At 71.5% G+C, this 17,554-nt stretch carries 9 protein-coding genes; 6 read left to right on the forward strand and 3 right to left on the reverse strand.

What is annotated here, in order from left to right; genetic code table 11:
• Nucleotides 1–85 precede the first annotated feature (85 nt).
• Both GA0070608_RS21325 and GA0070608_RS21330 read left to right on the forward strand, forming a co-directional pair.
• A complete protein-coding gene (locus GA0070608_RS21325) occupies nt 86–2,941 on the forward strand; it encodes an AfsR/SARP family transcriptional regulator (protein WP_091630310.1) in 2,856 nt (951 codons plus the stop codon).
• A 257-nt stretch (nt 2,942–3,198) separates the two neighbouring features.
• On the forward strand, nt 3,199–3,828 hold the full coding sequence (locus tag GA0070608_RS21330) for a hypothetical protein (protein ID WP_091630311.1): 630 nt from the start codon (nt 3,199–3,201) through the stop codon (nt 3,826–3,828).
• A 90-nt stretch (nt 3,829–3,918) separates the two neighbouring features.
• Here GA0070608_RS21330 and GA0070608_RS21335 read toward each other — a convergent pair whose 3' ends face one another.
• From GA0070608_RS21335 to GA0070608_RS21345, 3 genes are all read right to left on the reverse strand, one after another.
• Complete coding sequence (locus tag GA0070608_RS21335; RefSeq protein WP_091630312.1) at nt 3,919–5,646, reverse strand: right-handed parallel beta-helix repeat-containing protein; 1,728 nt, start codon at nt 5,644–5,646, stop codon at nt 3,919–3,921.
• Nucleotides 5,647–5,670: 24 nt separating this feature from the next.
• Nucleotides 5,671–6,225: a peptide deformylase gene (def, locus tag GA0070608_RS21340; protein WP_091635708.1), complete on the reverse strand. Its 555-nt coding sequence runs from the start codon at nt 6,223–6,225 to the stop codon at nt 5,671–5,673.
• A 299-nt stretch (nt 6,226–6,524) separates the two neighbouring features.
• A complete protein-coding gene (locus GA0070608_RS21345) occupies nt 6,525–10,076 on the reverse strand; it encodes an NACHT N-terminal Helical domain 1-containing protein (RefSeq protein ID WP_091630313.1) in 3,552 nt (1,183 codons plus the stop codon).
• A gap of 198 nt (nt 10,077–10,274) precedes the next feature.
• Between GA0070608_RS21345 and crcB the strand changes: the two genes are divergently transcribed.
• The 4 genes from crcB to GA0070608_RS21365 all read left to right on the forward strand — a co-directional run bounded on the left by crcB (nt 10,275) and on the right by GA0070608_RS21365 (nt 17,527).
• Entirely contained in the window at nt 10,275–10,673 is a 399-nt protein-coding gene (gene crcB / locus GA0070608_RS21350; RefSeq protein ID WP_176733786.1) for a fluoride efflux transporter CrcB, read from the forward strand.
• Between the two features lie 5 nt (nt 10,674–10,678).
• On the forward strand, nt 10,679–11,068 hold the full coding sequence (locus tag GA0070608_RS21355) for a fluoride efflux transporter FluC (protein WP_176733787.1): 390 nt from the start codon (nt 10,679–10,681) through the stop codon (nt 11,066–11,068).
• Nucleotides 11,069–11,597: 529 nt separating this feature from the next.
• Nucleotides 11,598–12,455 (forward strand): DUF4132 domain-containing protein, encoded by an 858-nt coding sequence (locus GA0070608_RS21360; protein ID WP_091630316.1) that lies wholly within the window; start codon nt 11,598–11,600, stop codon nt 12,453–12,455.
• Nucleotides 12,452–17,527 (forward strand): hypothetical protein, encoded by a 5,076-nt coding sequence (locus tag GA0070608_RS21365; protein ID WP_218107549.1) that lies wholly within the window; start codon nt 12,452–12,454, stop codon nt 17,525–17,527. Before GA0070608_RS21360 ends, GA0070608_RS21365 begins: the two co-directional genes overlap by 4 nt.
• Nucleotides 17,528–17,554 lie beyond the last annotated feature (27 nt).

Here is a 17,554-nt window from a genome sequence, read left to right on the forward strand (position 1 = left end):
CGCTATCCGACCGCTTGCCGTAAGCCGCCCCGTCCGATCCGTCCATAGAATTCGATCGTCAGGTCACGACCGGTAAGGGAACGTCATGCGGTGGTCCGTCCTCGGTCCGGTCCAGGTCGCTGTCCGGGATCGGGTCCTTCCCATCGGGCGGCCCCAGCAACGCGCGGTGCTCGCGCTGCTGCTGCTCGACGCCGACCGGCTGGTCTCCGTCGATCACCTCGTGGCGGCGCTCTGGGCGGACGACCCGCCCGCCAGCGCCCGGACCCAGGTGCAGGTGGGTGTCTGCCGCATCAGGACGGCACTACGGGCCGAGGGAGCGGCTGACCTGTTGGTCACGCAGGGCAGCGGATACCGGCTCGCGGTGCACGGATCGGCGCTGGACCTGACCGAGTTCGAGATGGCAGTCGAGAAGGCCCGCATCGAGGAGGCGGCCGGAAGGCCGGATGAGGCGGCGCGGCTGCTGCGCAGCGGCCTGACGTTGTGGCGTGGGCCGGCGCTGAGCGGCGCCGCCGGGGCATTCGTCGCCACCGCAGCGGCGGGCCTGGACGAGCGACGCCTGGCCGCCCACGAACGGCTGGCCGCTGTGGAGCTCGGCCTCGGCCGCTTCGCCGAGGTCGCGCAGACCCTGCGCCCGTTGGTGACCGACCATCCCCTGCGGGAGACGTTGGTGGCCGGTTACCTGCTCGCCCTCGCCGGTGGGGGCCAGCAGGCGGCCGCGCTGCGCCTCTTCGAGGCGACCCGGATCCGACTCGTCGAGGAGTTGGGAGTGGAACCGGGACCCGAGCTGGCCGCTGCCCACCTGCGGGTGCTACGTGGGACACCGCTGGCCCTGCCGGCCGCCCCGGCGGTCGTCACGTCGCCGCCCGCGCCCGCGCCGGTGGGACCGCCACCCGCGCAGCTCCCCGCTGATCCCGCCTGGTTCACGGGCCGGACGGCGGCGCTTCGCGAGCTGGACGCTCTGTTGCCCGCCGACCCCACCGGCGCCGGGACCGCCCAGGCGGTGGTCATCTCCGCCATCGCCGGTACGGCCGGGGTGGGCAAGACCACCCTGGCGGTGCACTGGGCGCGCCGAGTCGCAGCCCACTATCCGGACGGTCAGCTCTACGTCAACCTGCGCGGGTTCGACCTGGACGGCCGGGCCGTGACACCAGGAGAGGCACTCCGCGGTTTCCTGGACGCGCTGCACGTACCGCCCCAGCGGGTGCCCACTGACGTGGCCGGGCAGGCGGCCCTGCTCCGGACTCTGCTGGCCAACCGGCGGGTGCTGATGCTGCTCGACAACGCCCGCGACGACGCGCAGGTCCGGCCCCTGCTGCCGGGAGCGCCGGGCAGCCTGGTCGTGGTGACCAGTCGCAACCGGCTCACCGGGCTGGTCGTGAGCGACGGGGCCCATCCGGTGACTGTGGACCTGCTGTCTCCCCAGGAGTCCCGGGACCTGCTGACCCGCCGGCTCGGCCCGGTCCGTGCCGCTGTCGAGGCGGCGGCCGTCGACGAGGTTGTGCGCTGCTGCGCCGGCCTTCCCCTGGCGTTGGCCATTGTGGCGGCCCGAGCCGTGCACCACCGGGAGATGCCGCTGGCCGGCCTGGCCGCGGAACTGCGCCATACCCGCCCGGACCGTCTGGCGGCGCTGGAGACCGGCGACCCCGCGACGGACGTACGGGCGGTCTTCTCCTGGTCCTACCGAGTGTTGGACGCCGCATCCGCCCGACTCTTCCGGCTCCTCGGGCTGCACCCCGGTCCCGACGTCGCGCGGCCGGCGGTGGCCAGCCTGGCGGGCCTACCGCAGGCTCAGGTCGAGCCGCTACTGACCGGGCTGGTCCGGGCGCACCTGCTGACCGAGTGGAGCCCCGGGCGGTACGCCATGCACGACCTGCTCCGCTGCTATGCCTCTGAACTCTGTCAGCGGGGCGAACCAGACGCCGAGCGCGGGGCGGCCCGACGGCGGATGCTCGACCACTACCTGCATGCGACGTACGCGGCGGACCACCTCCTCGACCCGTACCGACTGGCCCGTCCGGCGGCGTTGCCGCAGCCGGAACCGGGGGTGACGGTGGGCGACCGTCCAGACCACGCCTGGGCGATCGACTGGTTCGCCGCCGAGCGCCACGTCCTGCTCGCCGCCGTGGAGCAGGCTGCGGGCACCGGTCTGGACCAGCATGCCTGGATGCTGGCAGCCGCCCTCACCACGTACCTCGACCGCAGTGGGCACTGGCTCGAACTGGCCGCCGCACACCGGACCGCGCTGGCGGCTGCGCGTCGTTGCGATGACCTGTCCGGGCAGGCCACGGCGCACCGAGGGCTGGCGATCACGTGTACCTGGCTCGGCGACCACCCGGCCGCCCGCGGGCACTACAAACGGGTGCTCGAGCTCTACCGCGAGATCGGTGACGACACCGGCCAGGCACACACTCACCTGGGGGTGAGCTGGGTGTTGGCCCGACAGGGCAGGCACCGGGCGGCGCTCGAAGAGACACGGCGGGCCCTCTGCCTCTACTGGGCCACCGGCGACCAGGTCGGGCAGGCCAAGGCCCTCAACAACCTTGGCTGGCTGCACGCCCGGGTCGGCGAGCACGGGCCGGCGCTGCGCTGCTGCCGGTCCGCACTGCGCCTGCACGAGCGGACCGGCGACCGGCACGGCGCGGCCCTGACCTGGGACAGTCTCGGCTACGTCCACCACGGGCGTGGCGAACACGCGCAGGCCGCGGACTGTTACCGCAGAGCCCTCGCGCTGCACCGGGAACTCGGCGACCGGTACGACGAGGCGGAGGTGCTGGACAACCTCGGCGACAGCCGACGCGCCGCCGGTGACCTCGCCGGCGCGCGCTCGGCGTGGCGCGAGGCGCTCGTGATCTTCGACGACCTACGTCATCCCGACGCCGACCGACCCAGGTCGAAACTGGCCACCACCGCGCGGCCGGAACGGCACGCCAAGGTGCGCTGACAGCCAACGGAATATCTCGGCTGGGCTGGGAGGACTTCTCGTGCACTCACCGGACCGGCGTTCGTGACTTCACAGGAGCCTGGCCAGAGGCCCGTCACTGTCTTGTCCATCCCGCCCGGCTGGTGCGCGCCGCCCTGTCTGATGAGGACGAGGACGGTCATCACCACCATTGCACAGGTTTACGTCTGTTGCTGGGCGCGCCTACCTTGGGTTCCAGCCGCCCCACACCCAGCCGGTGGCCCCCCGAAGGAGTGGTCATGTCCGTTCGAGCCCTGCGCCGCCCCGCCGCCGTCGCCCTGGTCGTCGTGCTCGCGGCCAGCGGCTGCACGTCCGCGACGAGTTCCACGGAGTCCACCGCGTCGACGACGGTGACCGAGGCTCCCGATGACGCGGCTTCGGCACCGGGCGCCGTCGCGACGACCAACGCTCGCGGTGGCTCCGGCACCGCGACGACCAGTGCCCCCGGTGGCTCCAACACCGGGCCGACTGGCGGTGGCTCGAAGGGCGGTGGCTCGACCGGCGGCGGCACCGGCAGCAGCGGCAGTCAGTCCGGGACGAAGTCGAGCGGTCCCACCATCGCCTACTTCCGGGTCGCCCACAAGCCGTCCTGCCCGGCCGGGACCAACATCAACCCGATCGCCGGGACCCCGGTCCTCGTCGAGTGGAAGGCCAGCAACGTCGACTCCGTCGCCCTTTCGATCGACGGCCCCGGCGTGTACGCCGACGACTACCCGGCGGCCGGCAGCGAGGCTTTCAACTTTCCCTGTTCCGGCGGCGGGGGCGACATCCAGAAGCACACGTACCTGCTGACGGTCCGCAACGCCCACGGCACGCAGACGAGGACCCTCGTGGTGAGCGCCCGGGTGCACGACATCCCGGTGGTGTGACCAGCACCTCCTGATCGGCTCCGAGGGTGGATCCGAGGTGGCCACTGGGGGAGAGAATGAGGCTGAGCGTCTGGTCGTAGGTCGCGAAGATCACCGGCGTGGGTGTAGCAGCCCTGCCCGGGCCTGGAGGGTTGCCGTTGCGGCCTCCAGTTCGTCCTCGTCGGTGAACGTGGTGTTGCCCTGGTACGTGACCCCTGGGGGTGGGTCCGCGGCGCCGATGGGGTCGGCGTCCCAGAAGTTGTTCCGATAGACCACGTTCTCCAGCGGCGGCGAGACGGTCAGGACGGAGGTGCTGTCCGCGCGGAGGACGATGTTCTCCTCGACGGTGACCCACGTCGCGCCGTAGTCGGTGTAGAGCCCGAAGTTGTACGGCGTGCGGGTGTCGGTGATGAGGTTGCCTCTGATCACCGCGCCGTTGTCGGATGAGCTGCCCTGGGGTCCGGACAGGTAGACGCCACCCCCGTCAGCCAGTACGCCCATGGTGCGGGCGGTGAGGTTGTGCAGGATGCGGGTCCGCTCGCCTGGCCCGGCGACAATGCCACAGTGCGGCACGTCGGTGACCTCGTTGTGCGCGACCGTGCAGCTACGGGTATCCGTGATCGCGATGCCGGGGGAGCCGGAGTACTCCAGTCCGATGTGGTGGACGCGGTTGTCCTCGATCAGGACCGCGGTGGCATCGGTGACCGTGATGGCCGAGGCCGACAGCGTGTCGAAGTCGCAGCCGCGTACCGTCAGGTTTGAGCCGCGCGAGAATCCGGCACCGGTCGCGCCCATCCGGGTGAAGCGGCACCCCTCGATCTCCACCCGGGCGCTGTCGTCGAACTGGACGCAGGCGGGAATTGTGGATGATTCAGCCGGGACCATGACCCAGGCCCCTTCGTCGAAGGCGACCTGGTCGATCGGACCCCCCTCGTAGAAGTCGTTCCCGTGGTAGTGCAGGAATCCCCGCTCGCGGCCGGGCCGCAGCCAGGTGGCGTCAGCGAAGACCAGGCCGCGGAAGCTGACATCACACGTACCCTCGGCGTGGAGCAGTGTCTCCAGGACCGGGGCGACCACCCTGGTTTGTTCCGGATGCTCGCCCTCGCGGGGCAGATAGCGCAGGACGTGCTTGCCGGGGCGTGAGCGGTCGAGGACGAAGGTGCCGGGCTCGGTGAGGAACGAGGCGTCGTTCTCCACGCGGGAAGGCAGGCCGGGGCCGTTGGTGGTCTGGCCCTCGTATGCGGAGTTGTACAGGTCGACGGCCCAGCCGAAGGCCGGTTGGACCATGGTGATCGTGACCGGGCCGTCGCCGGTCACCGTGGCGACGGCGCAGCGGGCCTCGGTCCAGGGGTAGACACCCCGATAGACGAACTCGACGTCGGCGGGGCTGTGCCAGCCCAGCGGACCGGCGCTGCCGAGGAGGTAACCGGTCGCGGTTGCCGTCGCTGAGCCCGGCAGGCCGTCGATGCCGGCGCGTTCGACCCTGCGGCCAGCCACGTGAAGTTGGCGGGTGTCCAGGTCGCCCACCTCGGCCAGCCATACGCCATCATCGACTCGCCAACCGGTGACCTCACGGCCGCCGCTGATGACTACCTCCTCCTGGGACTCGAGCCCATAGCCGTAAGCCTGGTACACGATCCGGTGCCCGTGCCGGCCGGAGTCGGCGCCGGTCAACTTGAAGGGCGCGGTCAGTGAGTGGGTGCCGGCTCTGAGATTGACCACGACATCGCCGTCCGCCGCCCTGGCCGCCTCGCGGGCCCGGGTGATCGTGGCGAACGGTCGCTCCGCCGTGCCAGGCCATGCGTCGTCGCCCGTGAGGGCGACGTAAAACTCAACCATGGCGTACCACCTCTCGGACAACCGTCACAGCTGGGTGTCCTGCTCGATCCCGGCGCCGACGCCGGGGTGTTCGGCGCTGGCGGCCAGGATCTGCTTGCGCTGCTTGACGGGAAGCCGGTCGACGTAGGCGAGGCCGTCGAGGTGGTCGACCTCGTGCTGGAAGCAGCGGGCGAGGGTGCCGGTGCCGTCCAGGCGGATCGGCTCGCCGTGCAGATCGACCCCGGTGACGGCGGCGGTGCCGGACCGGGCCAGGTCGGCGTGCTGCCCCGGCACGGACAGGCATCCCTCGGAGTCGATCACCAGTTCCCGCTGCTCAGGCAGGTGAAGCACCGGGTTGATCACGTGGGTGACGGTGTGGGCGCCGGTGGCATCGGGGCAGTCCACGACGAAGATCCGGGCATCGACACCGATCTGGTTGGCGGCCAGGCCCACCCCGTTGGCCGCGTACATGCTGGCGAACATGTCGTCGACGAGTGCGGCGAGCGCGTCGTCGAACACGGTCACCGGGGCGCACCGGCGGTGCAGGACCGGGGTGCCGTAACGGGTGATCGGCCTCGGGGTGCCGGCATGCCTATCCATAGTCGCCCATCCTAGGCAACTGCATGGTGGTGGCAGTACCAGAGGGAGCGCTGTCCCGCCGGTGACCTCGACCAAGCCCGGCCGGGCCACGGCGCGGGGCTGAGTGCCGCGCCGCGGCCCATCACCTCGTGGAATGAACTTCACCTCTGGGAGGGGCGCGCTCGGGCCGTCGAGCAGATGCCCCGCCGCCCCCGCAGGTGCAGATCGAAGAACGCGAGGGGGTACGCCTGCTGGATCCGCAGCGCCCGAGCGGGATGGGGAGGGTACCGATCCAGCCCTGAAGCTCCTCGTCACGGCCCCTACCCGGTGTCGAAATCTGACGGGTCGTACGGCTGGTCGTAGAGATCCGGGAACGGGTCGTGGTCGACCGACAGCGGTGCCGGGGTCGCCCGCAGCAACTGCGTGACCGCCTCGTCCGACACGCCGTGCACGCCGCCGGTCATGCTGACGTGCTCGAGCTTCGGCAGGCCGTAGAGCCCGGAGATGTCGGTGAGTGAGGTGCACCGGTCGAGCGTGACCCGGCGCAGGTTTCGTAACCCCTCAAGGAAGTCGAGGTTCCAGATTCCGGCGCCGCTCAGGTCCAGTTTCTCGATCGACCGGCACTCCCGCAGGGCGGCTGCCGTCCGCAGGTTGGTGGCACCGGTGACGCGCAGGTCGGCGAGGCGGGGCAGCGAGCCGATCAGCGCGATCGAGTCCAGCTCCGCCGCGCCATCGATGGCGAGCTGCCGCAGTTCGCGCAGCGAAGCCAGCCGGGTGAGGGCCGCTGAGGTCGTATGGCCCGACAAGCGCACCGACGTCAGGCCTGGCGGCAGCTCCGGGAGCGCCACGCCGTCGGCCAGACGCAGCTCGAGGCGCCGCAGCCCGCCGCAGGTGGCGATCCCGGCCGCGTCGGTGACACCCTTGACGGTCCGAGCCCGCAGGGTGCGCAGTTCCGGCAGGCCGGCGCAGATGTCGAGCGATCCGAGATTGCAGTCCGTGATCGACAGCGTGGTGAGCGTCGACAGCCCGGCGACCACGGAGAAGTCCGCCACCCCGATGGCGCCGTCGACGCAGAGGACCCGCAGCCCGGGAAGCCCGCCGACCGGCCGGAGGTCGACGATCTCCGGGCACTCGACGAGGTACAGCTCGCGCAGTGCCGGTAGATCGGCGATGGCGGAGATCTCGGCGAGGTGCGGGTTGCGGCTGAGATTGAGTCGCCGGAGTCGGGTCAGCGGCACGATGCCGGCCGCGGACCGCAGGCTCGGCAGTCGCTGGGCGTCGAGATCACGCAAACCGCGCAGCGGCAAGACGAACGACAGGTCGGGCCGGCCGAGGTCGGCCTCCACCCGGGCCGATTGCAGGGTGGGGATGGATGCGGCTGCGGTTACCTGTTCCGCCGTGCCCAGCGGCACCAGCCGTTGGGAAAGGTCGACGTTTCGCAGCACCTTGGCGGCGTAAGCGGACGGTTCGAAGTAGCCCCAGTTGTCCACGAACACCTGGGCGACCTCGCGACCTCGCGCCGACTGGCTGTGCCGCGCGATCGTGTTCAACGCCTCCGGTCCGCCGATCTGGGCCGCCGCGGAGACGCATGCCTCGACCACCGCCGCCGACATGTCGTCGCGGACGTCGAGCCACGGCAGCAACGCCTCACCGAGGCCGGGCAGCAGTTCGGCTTCCGCCACCGAGCGCGGTGGCAGTACCGCCGACACCGCCTGGCGGGCCGCGGCCGCGACCTCGGGGTCGACCTGCCCGGCGGCGGTGACGCACTCCGCGACCAGGAGAAGGATCTCGCGGTGCGGGGCGGCATCGGGCCTGGCCGCCGCCAGCAGCCGCCGGACGAGCCTCGTCGCGAAGTCCCGCTGCCCGGCGGTCCCCGCGGCGAAGGCCAGCACCCGGTGCCAGTCCTGGGACTCGACGTTGCGTAGCAGCCCCTCGACGTCGCCGCGGTAGCCGAACGCCCGGCCGGTCAGGAACTCCTGGATCGATCGGTGCACGAAGTGGCCCTGATTGTTGCCGACGCGTTGGAACACCACGCTGCGGTCGAGGAAGTGGTCGAGCACCTCACCGCCGGACATGCGGACGGCGACCATGCCCCTCAGTTCGGCGTCGAGCACCTCCAGCGCGGTCGGCTCGGTGATGTTGTCGGCGATTCGTGCGTCGAACCTGCCGCCGAACTCGATGAGCTGCGCCAACGGCCGGAGGCGAATCGTCGCCTTCGATCGGACGGTCATGAAGGCGGCGAGCGACTGCAACAGCAGCAGCTTCTCCCGGGACGCCAACTGGAAGTCGCCCTGCGGCACCTGTTTGCCCCGCTCGCGGAGGTCGACGAGGGTCGTGACCACCTGGTCGTACAGGTCGACACGGCTGTCAGGCGCCGCGCCGGAGAGCCGGTTGGCGTAGAGGGCGCTCAGCATCGCGCACAGCAGCGGGGTCTTGCCCAGGTCGATGACGTTGCGGTTGGTGCGCAGGTCAGCTAGCAGGTGGTCGCGCCGCTCGACGTACTTGGTCCGGTCCTCGGGTGAACTCGCGCTGATCAACGCCTTGAACCACCGGCGTACACACTCCTGAGCCTCGTCCGGCGTGGTCTCGAGCAGACCCAGCTGCTGGAACCCGTGCGCCGCGAACCGTGCGTAGTCGACGTTGTCGGGCCGGGACGTGACGACGTAGTGGGCGGCGGGATGGGCCTCGACGACCTTCTCCATCCACGCCATCGTCGAGGTGACGTCATGCGGCGCCAACTCGTCGAGCCCATCGAAGATGACGATGGCGCGGCCGGCATCGAGTTTCTTCTGGATCCAGCTGACCAACTCCGCTTTGCCCCGATGCGCCGAAGCCCGGACCATGCTCTCGTACGACGGCCGGGTGCCGCCGCTGTGCACGTGGCGCAGTTGGACGACGATCGGCACGCAGTCCTGCAGGTGCGAGAGCGTCACGGGGAGCCGCTGCTCGGCGAGCGTGATCGCGAGCCACTGGGTGATCGTCGTCTTGCCCGATCCCGCGATGCCGGTGAGCAGGATGCGGACGCCATCGGTGCCACGTGCCATGACTGCCTTGACCGCGCGGCCCAGTGTCGCATCGACCTTCAGGGGGTCACGGTCAGTGGCCTCGGCGCTCCTGTGGGTGTCCGACGGCGCGTGCGGCGGCGTCGAACGTAGCCGCATGTACGCGACGCGCACCGGCTGTCGACGCAGCTCGGCCGGGAGATTGAGGCCGATCAGCTCGGAGTACTTGTACTCCGTGACGATGTCCGTGCGGTATGCGGCCTCCAGCCGGCTCTCCTCCGGCAACGCGTCGGCACGGTACTGGGGCAGGACGATGTTGGCAATCGCCGCATCGAGCATGAAGTCGAGCTTGCGAGTGGTGATGTAGGTTTCCCAGACCACCTCGCTGTCGAAGCCGGGCAGGTCGCGGACCATGCCGACGACGTATGCGCACGCCTCGCGGAGAAAGATGTCGCCATACCGGATGGCGGCTTCGCCGAGATCTGCCTGCCGCCACGCGTGCCGTGCGGCTGGACGCAGCTGGTCGTACAAGACCTCCTCCGTGACAGCGCCCCGGACAAAGCCCTCCATCGTGGGATTGGCCTTCTTCAACGACGCGACGACGCCCTCCACCGCGAGGTCGCGCTCCGCTTCGTCGAGCGAGGGGAACTCGACCGCCTCGATTCGTTCGAGGCGCAGGGCGATGTGGTCGGCAGCCTCCTCCAGGCGCCGCGGCAGGGCTCGGGCCGCCCGGCTGTTCTGGTCGAGGCCCGAGATGGCGGAACTGATGTCGCGGATCGCGTCGATCCGATCGGCGGAGCTCGGGAACAGCAGCTTGAACGCGGAGAAGATGATCGAGTTCGCGAGACCGTCTTGACGCGGCTTGGTCACCAGCCCCCCTCGCCGGATAGCGACGTGGTTCGTTGTATCAACTGGCAGCCGAGCGGACAATCGGGCGATCGGATTCTCAGTGTCCACACCGCCACGCAGGCGCTGTTCGATGACCAAGCCCGGGTGGGGCCTCAGCCGTACGGGTGAGGCCTTCCCGACCTGCGCGGGTACGCAGGGCGCAGGTGGGCTAATAGGTGCGTGACAGTCCTAGCGATCATCGTCGGTGGCGGCATCGGTGCCACCCTGCGGTACGTCCTGGGGCTGAATCTCGCCCCGTCCACGCCGCCGGACTTCCCCTGGGTCACCTTCGTGATCAACTTGGTCGGCGCCTTCGCCCTCGGCGCCGTGATGACGCTGCTCGCGGCGCACCGGCTGCCGGGGCCGTGGGGCAAGCCGTTCCTCTCGACCGGTGTCATCGGCGGCTTCACGACCTGGTCGCACTTCATCGTCGAGGCCGATCAACTGATCGGAGCGCGGCGCAGTGGGGTGGGCATCGCCTACCTCGTCCTGAGCATCTTCGGGGGAGTGATCACCGCGGCACTCGGTGCCCGTCTCGCGGAACTCCGGGTGGGGCGTCCGACGGGCAGGCGAGCGTGATGTGGGTGGGAATCGGGGTGTTCCTGGCCGGCGGGCTCGGAGCGCTGAGCCGCGCCGGCGTTGACGCGCTGGTGAAGCCGTGGTGGAAGGCGCGGGTCACCGGATCCAGCAGAGCCTTCCCGGCGAGCACCTTCCTGATCAATGTCTCCGGTGCCTTTGTCCTCGGCATCGTCACCGGCTATGCCGCGAAGAACGCCGCTGGTGGGGCGCAGGACTTCGCCACGATCGCCGGGGTCGGCTTCCTCGGCGCCTACACCACCTTCTCCACCGAGGAGTGGCACACGCTGGGACTGCTGCGCAAGAACGCCGCCGTCGAGGCCTTCAACGTGCTCGGCAGCCTCGGCGCGAGCCTGGTGCTGGCCGCGTTCGGCCTGTGGCTCGGCGGTCTGATCTAGGGCCTCGTCATTGAACGTCGATCGGGTTGTCCACTGGTTCTGATGTTGAGTCAGCGGGGCAGAACATCGCTGCGCTGATGTCGCAGACGATTCACCGCCGTCTGGTGCCACAGCGGCCCAGAAACCGCTGATGTCACAGACGACTCAGCTCGACAGCGTCATACGGCCATCTCGCCCACGGACCGGCTCGGCGACCACCACCGCCCCACGCAGTGCGGATCACCCGCTCAAGGCTGTATGCATGGAATCAGGGCACCTGGCCTTCGACCGCCCAGGTGTGACCCAGGTCACGATCTTGCCTCCCTTCGGGCCTCGCCCGGTCATTCGCGGTGCACTCGGACTGGCCGGACCTGCGACTCCCGCAGGTCCGGTCCTTCTCGTCCCGCCAGCCCCGGCCCCGGTGCGCCCACCGCCGCCCGCCGACGGTGCCTGTCGTGTCGGTCGTTACTGTTAGCGTGCCCTGCGTTGGTCGATCGCGGCCGATTCCTCACGAAATCTGGCTGATTCGCCACTGCGGAGGGTGTTCTTGATGGGCTGGCTACCGGTGGGAGACTCGTACGAGATCTCTCTCGTGGACGGAAAGGTGGCGGCCCGGTCCACCGGCTCGCGGGCCACCGGCCGTCCACTGAAGACGTTGCCGAAGGCGCTGCGCGACGATCCCGAGGTGGACCGGTTGCGCCAACTCGCCCAGTGGCTGGACCGGCACACCGCTGAATGCCTGGCCCGGGTCGACGCCTGGGTGGTGTCCTCGCTGCCGGTGCCGACCGGGCTGCTGGCCCGGGTCTGGCCGGACCCGGCCTGGCAGGACGCGCTGCGCGACCTCGTGGTGCTCGGGGACGACCCGGCCGAACCGGGCTTCCTGCGGGACATCACCGACACCGGCGACCTGCGGGTGGTCAACCTGGAGGGGGACACCGTCCGGCTCTCGCCGGTCAGCGCCACGCTGCCCCACCCGGTGCGCCTGCCCGACCTGGCCGACCTGCGCGAGTTCGCCGACGAACTGGACGTCACCCAGCGGGTCGAGCAACTGCACCGGGGCACCTGGGGCAGGCCCGCCAACCTGAAGGACCGCGACACCACGATCACCGACTTCCGCGGCACCACGGTCCCCAACCGGCTGGCCGCCCGGGCCGGCACGCTCGGCTTCCGGGTCTCCGGCTCGCAGGTCAGGTGCCGGGTCTGGGAGGCCGGACGCACGATCGAGGCCGCCATGTGGTTCGACGAGGACTACTGGGACTCCGAGGCGACTCTGGGCACCCTCTCCTGGTCGGTCGTTGAGGGACCGACGCTGCGGTTGACCGAGGTCGGGCCGGTGGCCTGGTCGGAAGGAATGCGGATGGCGACGGCCCTGTCCGGCGCCGTGACCGGAACGGGGGAGAAGGCGTGACCGGGATGACGACCATGTCGGGCGAGGACTCGGCCGAGAGCCTGCTGGCCGCGGGCGCGGTGCTGCCGGCCGACACCGCCGGGGTCGGCGACCGGGCGGTACCCCTCACCGTCCGCGCCTACCGGCATCCGGCCCTCGACGACCGGCTGGTGGTCCGCCTGGTCGACGCCGCCCTGGGCGAGGGTGAGGACATCGCCGTCGGGTTCCTCGGCCTGACACCGGGAGCCGAGCCGGCTGTCGTCGGGCTGGGCCCGCGCCGCCCGTTGGCCTTCCCGGAGTGGGTGCTGGTGCACCATCCGGCGGACGGCCGGCACGCGTTGGCGGTGGTGCCGGAATTGCAGAAACTGGCCAAGCAGGTTCGGTCGCGGCCGAAGGCCGCCCTGGACGGGCACCAGGGTCTCGCCGACCGGTTCGCCCGTACGCTGCCGCACTTCCTGCCGACGTTCTTCGAGCAGGCGGCGCGGGTGTTCCTGGCCGCCGGGCAGGACGCCTATGCGACGCAGCTTTTCAACAAGGCGCGCAAGGCGGAGGCGCAGCACGGCCTGCCGGTCGACCTGAACCGGCTGGACGAGGTCTACGTGGAGTTCGCGGCGGCCAAGGTGGTCTCCGCGACCGCGTTGGCCGGCCACGCGAAAGAGCTGTCCGCCCAGTTGCCGGCCGACGAGGCGCTGGAGCGGTTCAGCCGGCTGGCGCTGCGGGCCGCGAACGCCGGAGTGGTTCCCTCCACACAGTCGGCCACCGCGGTGAACCGGTTGGTCCGGACCGCCACCAAGGCCGCTGGCAAGGCGGGCGCCGCCGCCGTCGCCGACCGTGAGGCGGCCTACCTTGCCGAGCTGCTCCGGCTGCCGCTGGCCGCCGAGGCACCGGCCGGCTGGTGGAAGGCGCACCTGCCAGCGGTGACGGCGCTGGCGGGCCGCGACCCGGCTATCCGCGGCAGCCTGCTCGACCTGATGCCCACCGACCGGGACAACCTGGTCACGTGGCTGGCCCTGTTGACCGACACCGGTGCCCTCGCCGGGCTTCACGACCCGGAGGTGCCGGACACGGCCCGCCCGCAGGACGGCTCCGTCGGGTGGCTGCGCCGCTTCGTGAGCCGGGCCAACTCCGGCCACCGCCGCAGGCCGCTGTCGCAGCTGTATCCGCTCGTCGAGCAGATGGCCGAACGGCTGCGCGCCGAACTGACCGACAGCGGCGAGATCCTCGCCGCCGCCGATGACCTGGACCTTCTCGACCTGCTGCTTGCCCTCGACCTGCCGGTGACCCCGCCGAAGAAGCTCGACATCCTGGACCTGGCGCACTGGGTCAGCGTTGGGGGAGCGCGGGAGTTGCTCGCCGTGGCCGGCGACGACCGGTTCACCGGGGCCCTGCGCCGGGGCCTCGACCAGCTCGACGACCAGCAGCAGGCCCTTCGCCGGCTGGCCGTGACGCCGGGCATCCGGCCGTTGCTGACCGACTGGCTGCGGGCCCGGATCCGCGACCGGTTCGCCACCGGGCTGCCGCACCTGCGGAAGTCGGCGGACTGGCTGGGCAGGCTCCCGGTCGAGGCGCTGCGCCTGGTCTCCGGCGACCTCGACGGGGCCGGTGATCCCGGTCAAGGCGATGAGCTCAGGCAGGTCTTCGAGATCGACCTCGCCGAGCGCGTCACCCGCAGCCTGCGTGGCGGAATCGTCGACGAGCTGGGCTGGCCGGACTGGGAACTGGCCTGGCAGGAGGTGACCGACGGCGACCACCGGGTCGAGCTGACCTGGCAGGAAGCCTGGCCGTACGTGATCCTGGGTGGGCCGACCACGGTGCGAGTGCTCGGCGCCGAGGGCATCGTGCTCCGTCACGACCTGCGCATCCCGGCCGGCGACATGTGGGGCCAGCCCGGCTACCACTACGTCGACGGCCAGCTGCTGGTCTACTGGCGTTCCAAGGCGTTCGGTTACGACCTGTGCGGCTACTGGCACACGTCGCCCGGCGAGCCGCAGGCCATCAACGGCCGTCGCCACGGCAGCCAGCCGCGCCGGAACGTGATCACCCTGCCGCTGGCCGGCGGCGGGCGGACCACCGGTGACGGCGTGCTGCACGCCGGTGACACCGCTGTCCCGGCGGAACTGCCGGTCATCACCGACGGCACCTCCCACTGGGTCTACCGCTCCGGCGAGGAGGGCGGCGACCACGGCTGGCGCGAGTACGACCCGGCCAGCAACACCCACGGCCGGCGCAGCCTGCCCCGGTTCCTGGCCGACCTCCCGGTGGGCGGAAGCCGCCTCCAGGAGTCGGCCAGCTGGCTGCGGCCGGCCCTGTCCGACCGGGCCACCCCGGCTGCCGCTCCGGTGGACGGTCTGCTCGGCTGGCGGGTGGTCACCCTGCCGGACGGTTCGGTACGCGGCGAGGACCTGGCCGGTCGTACCGTCACCGTGGCTCCGGGACAGGAACCGATCGCGGCGCTGGTGCTGCCCGGCGACGACCGGCCGCGGGCCGTGCTCAAGGGTTTCGTCCTGGTCGACCCGGACGGGGTGACATCGGCCGCCGGACCGTCCTCCAGCCGGGACGACACCTCCGCCACGATCCCGCTGCCGGGACAGAAGTTTCTCGGCAACATGCTGCCCCGGGACCCGGCCGGCTCCACGGCCCTGCGCCGGTTGGACCGGGACACCGCCGCCGTGCTGTTCAAGGGCGCCCTCGACGAACGCCGCGCCGTCCTGGCCGAAGCGGCCGCGCGGGCCGCAGCCCCAGCGGCGACCCGAACCCGGTTGACTGCGGCCACCCAGGCCATCACCGGCCTTCCCGTCGCGGTCCCGGCGTCCATGGTCGGCGCACCGGCTGGCACCTCCGGCTCCGGAGCAGCCACCACCGGCGCCACCGCCGACGAAGACGACAAGGACGCGTTGGTCGAGCTGGTCCGCTCGACGTTGCCGGTGGTCAGCCACGACGCGGTGCTGGCCGGGGTGGCCGGGGTGCTGCGTCTGGCCGCCCGGGTGCGCACCGACCTGGACGCGGTGGCCGAGCGGCTCACCAGGTCGTTGTCCGCCCCGGCGGCGGTGGCGCCGGCGGCCACCGCGACCGGACCCACCGACGAGCAGCTCAACCTGGCGCTGAACGGTCTGTACTCGGCCCGCAGGGCGGGCAACTCGCCCCACGCCTTCACCCAGTTGAAGGCGATCGCCGCCCAACGCTCCGCCACCACCCGCGGCGAACCCTCCGTACGGCTGCACCTCGACGGGCCGCCGCTGCCGGCCGCTCTGGACTGGTGGCACCTGCTCGGCGCTGTCGCGGCCGTCGCCTACCGGGCCGTCGTGGCGGTCACCCCGGACGAACACCGGGAGACGCTGTGCGACCTGCTCACCGAGCTGGATCGGCTCGGCCTGAGCGCGATGGCCGAACCGGCCCGGTGGCGCAGGCTCTCCCTGCACCTGCTGGACGACGACCTGTACAACCCCGACGGCACGCGCCGGTACCCCGGGCCGGGCATCCTGCCGTTGCCCGACGGGGCGTTCATCGCCGTCCTCAACCCCAGCGGCACGGGCACCGGCTACTTCTTCGACGCGCTGTACCACGACCCGGCCGGCGTGTTCGCCGTGCCCGAGCCGTACACGGTGCGGTCCTCGGCGCCGGTCGGTGACGAACGGCCGGTCGGCTGGCTGGCCGGTTTCCTCACCGAGCGGGCCGCGCGCGGCCCGCTCGCCTGGCGGCCGGAAGCGGCCGAGCGGTTCGCCGAGCTGACCGGCGTCACCCCCACCGCCGGGAAGCTGCTGCTGGCCGGCCTTCTGTACGGGAACTCGATGAAAGACGCGCCGACCGAATTGCGCAAGGCGCTCGGAATCAAGCAGGCCCGCGAGGTCAACCTGGCCTACGAAATACTGTACGAGGCCAGTCCGGCGGTCCGGCTGGCCGCGGTCTCGGCGCTGCTGCCGGACGACCCGGCCCGGTTGTGGACCGAAGGTCCGGACGTCGCCGCCGCGGCGGCGGTCTGGAATGCCGCGGTGGGACGCCGGGTGGTGGTGCCCGAACACTTGTTCGCCGACGCGGTGCGGGCGATCCGGACCGGCTGGGAACCCGCGAAGGCATTGCCGGCGCTGCTCGACCCCGCCCGTTCGGTCGCGCTGAGCACCGACCTGGCCTTTGAGATCAGAGGCGACCGGGCCCGGCAGGTCGACGGCCAGACGGCGGGGTTCACCGGTGAGGTGCTGCGCTCCACGGTCGCCCTGGCGGCCTGGGTCGCCCACCACACGCCAGCCGGCGACCCGTGCCGGGCCGTGCTGCCGGCCGCGCTGGCCGTGATCCGGGACCGGCTGGCCAACCCCGGCCTGCTGCTCGACCTCAACCAGTACGTCTCCCTGCCCGCGTTCCGCCAGGTGGCGGGCAACCCGTCGGAGACCGGCCCGGGCTGGGAACGGTACGGCGCCATCGTTCTGGCCACCCAGGACAGCCAGCCCTCGCCCGCGCTGCGGCCGGACCTGCTCGACGCCGACGGGACGGACCCGTACCTGCCGGCGCTGCGGTCAGACGCGGCCAAGCCGTACCCGATGGAGGTGGCGCTGCGCCTGGTCCGCGACCCACGGTTCGCGGCGCTGCTCGGCGATCCGGGGGAGCCGGGCGGCGGTGCACGGGCGACGGACGGGACCTGGTGGCCGCAGGACCCGACCCGGTCGGTGCCCGACCTGGTCGCCGAGATGGCCGGGGAGCACGGCCTGGGCGCCGACGCGGCGGCGGTGTACCTGATGCTGCTGGCGATGCCGGACCCGACCGACCGCAACACGGCGAAGTGGACCGGCTGGAAGCCGGCCCGGCTGAAGGCGGCCCGCGCCGAACTCGCCGGCACCGACCTGGTCGTCGAGGCCAGCCGGTCCCGGTCCGGCCGGTCGCTGTTCCTGCCCGGCCCCTGGCTGGAACGAGGCAGCGGGCAGGCACCGATCGAGGGCTGGAAGGTCACCCTGTTCGACCTCGCACCCGACGGTACGGCCGGGCTCGGCGTGACGGTGCCGTTCGAACCGCCCGCCGACCTCTACCGACGGGCCTGGCAACGCCTTCGCGACGGGGACCGGCCCCGGTTCGACAACCTGCCCACCCGTGGCACCCGCCGCTGACCTCTGTGCCGAACACCCATCCGAACC

This window comes from Micromonospora peucetia (genome assembly GCF_900091625.1).
GTDB classification, from domain to species: domain Bacteria; phylum Actinomycetota; class Actinomycetes; order Mycobacteriales; family Micromonosporaceae; genus Micromonospora; species Micromonospora peucetia.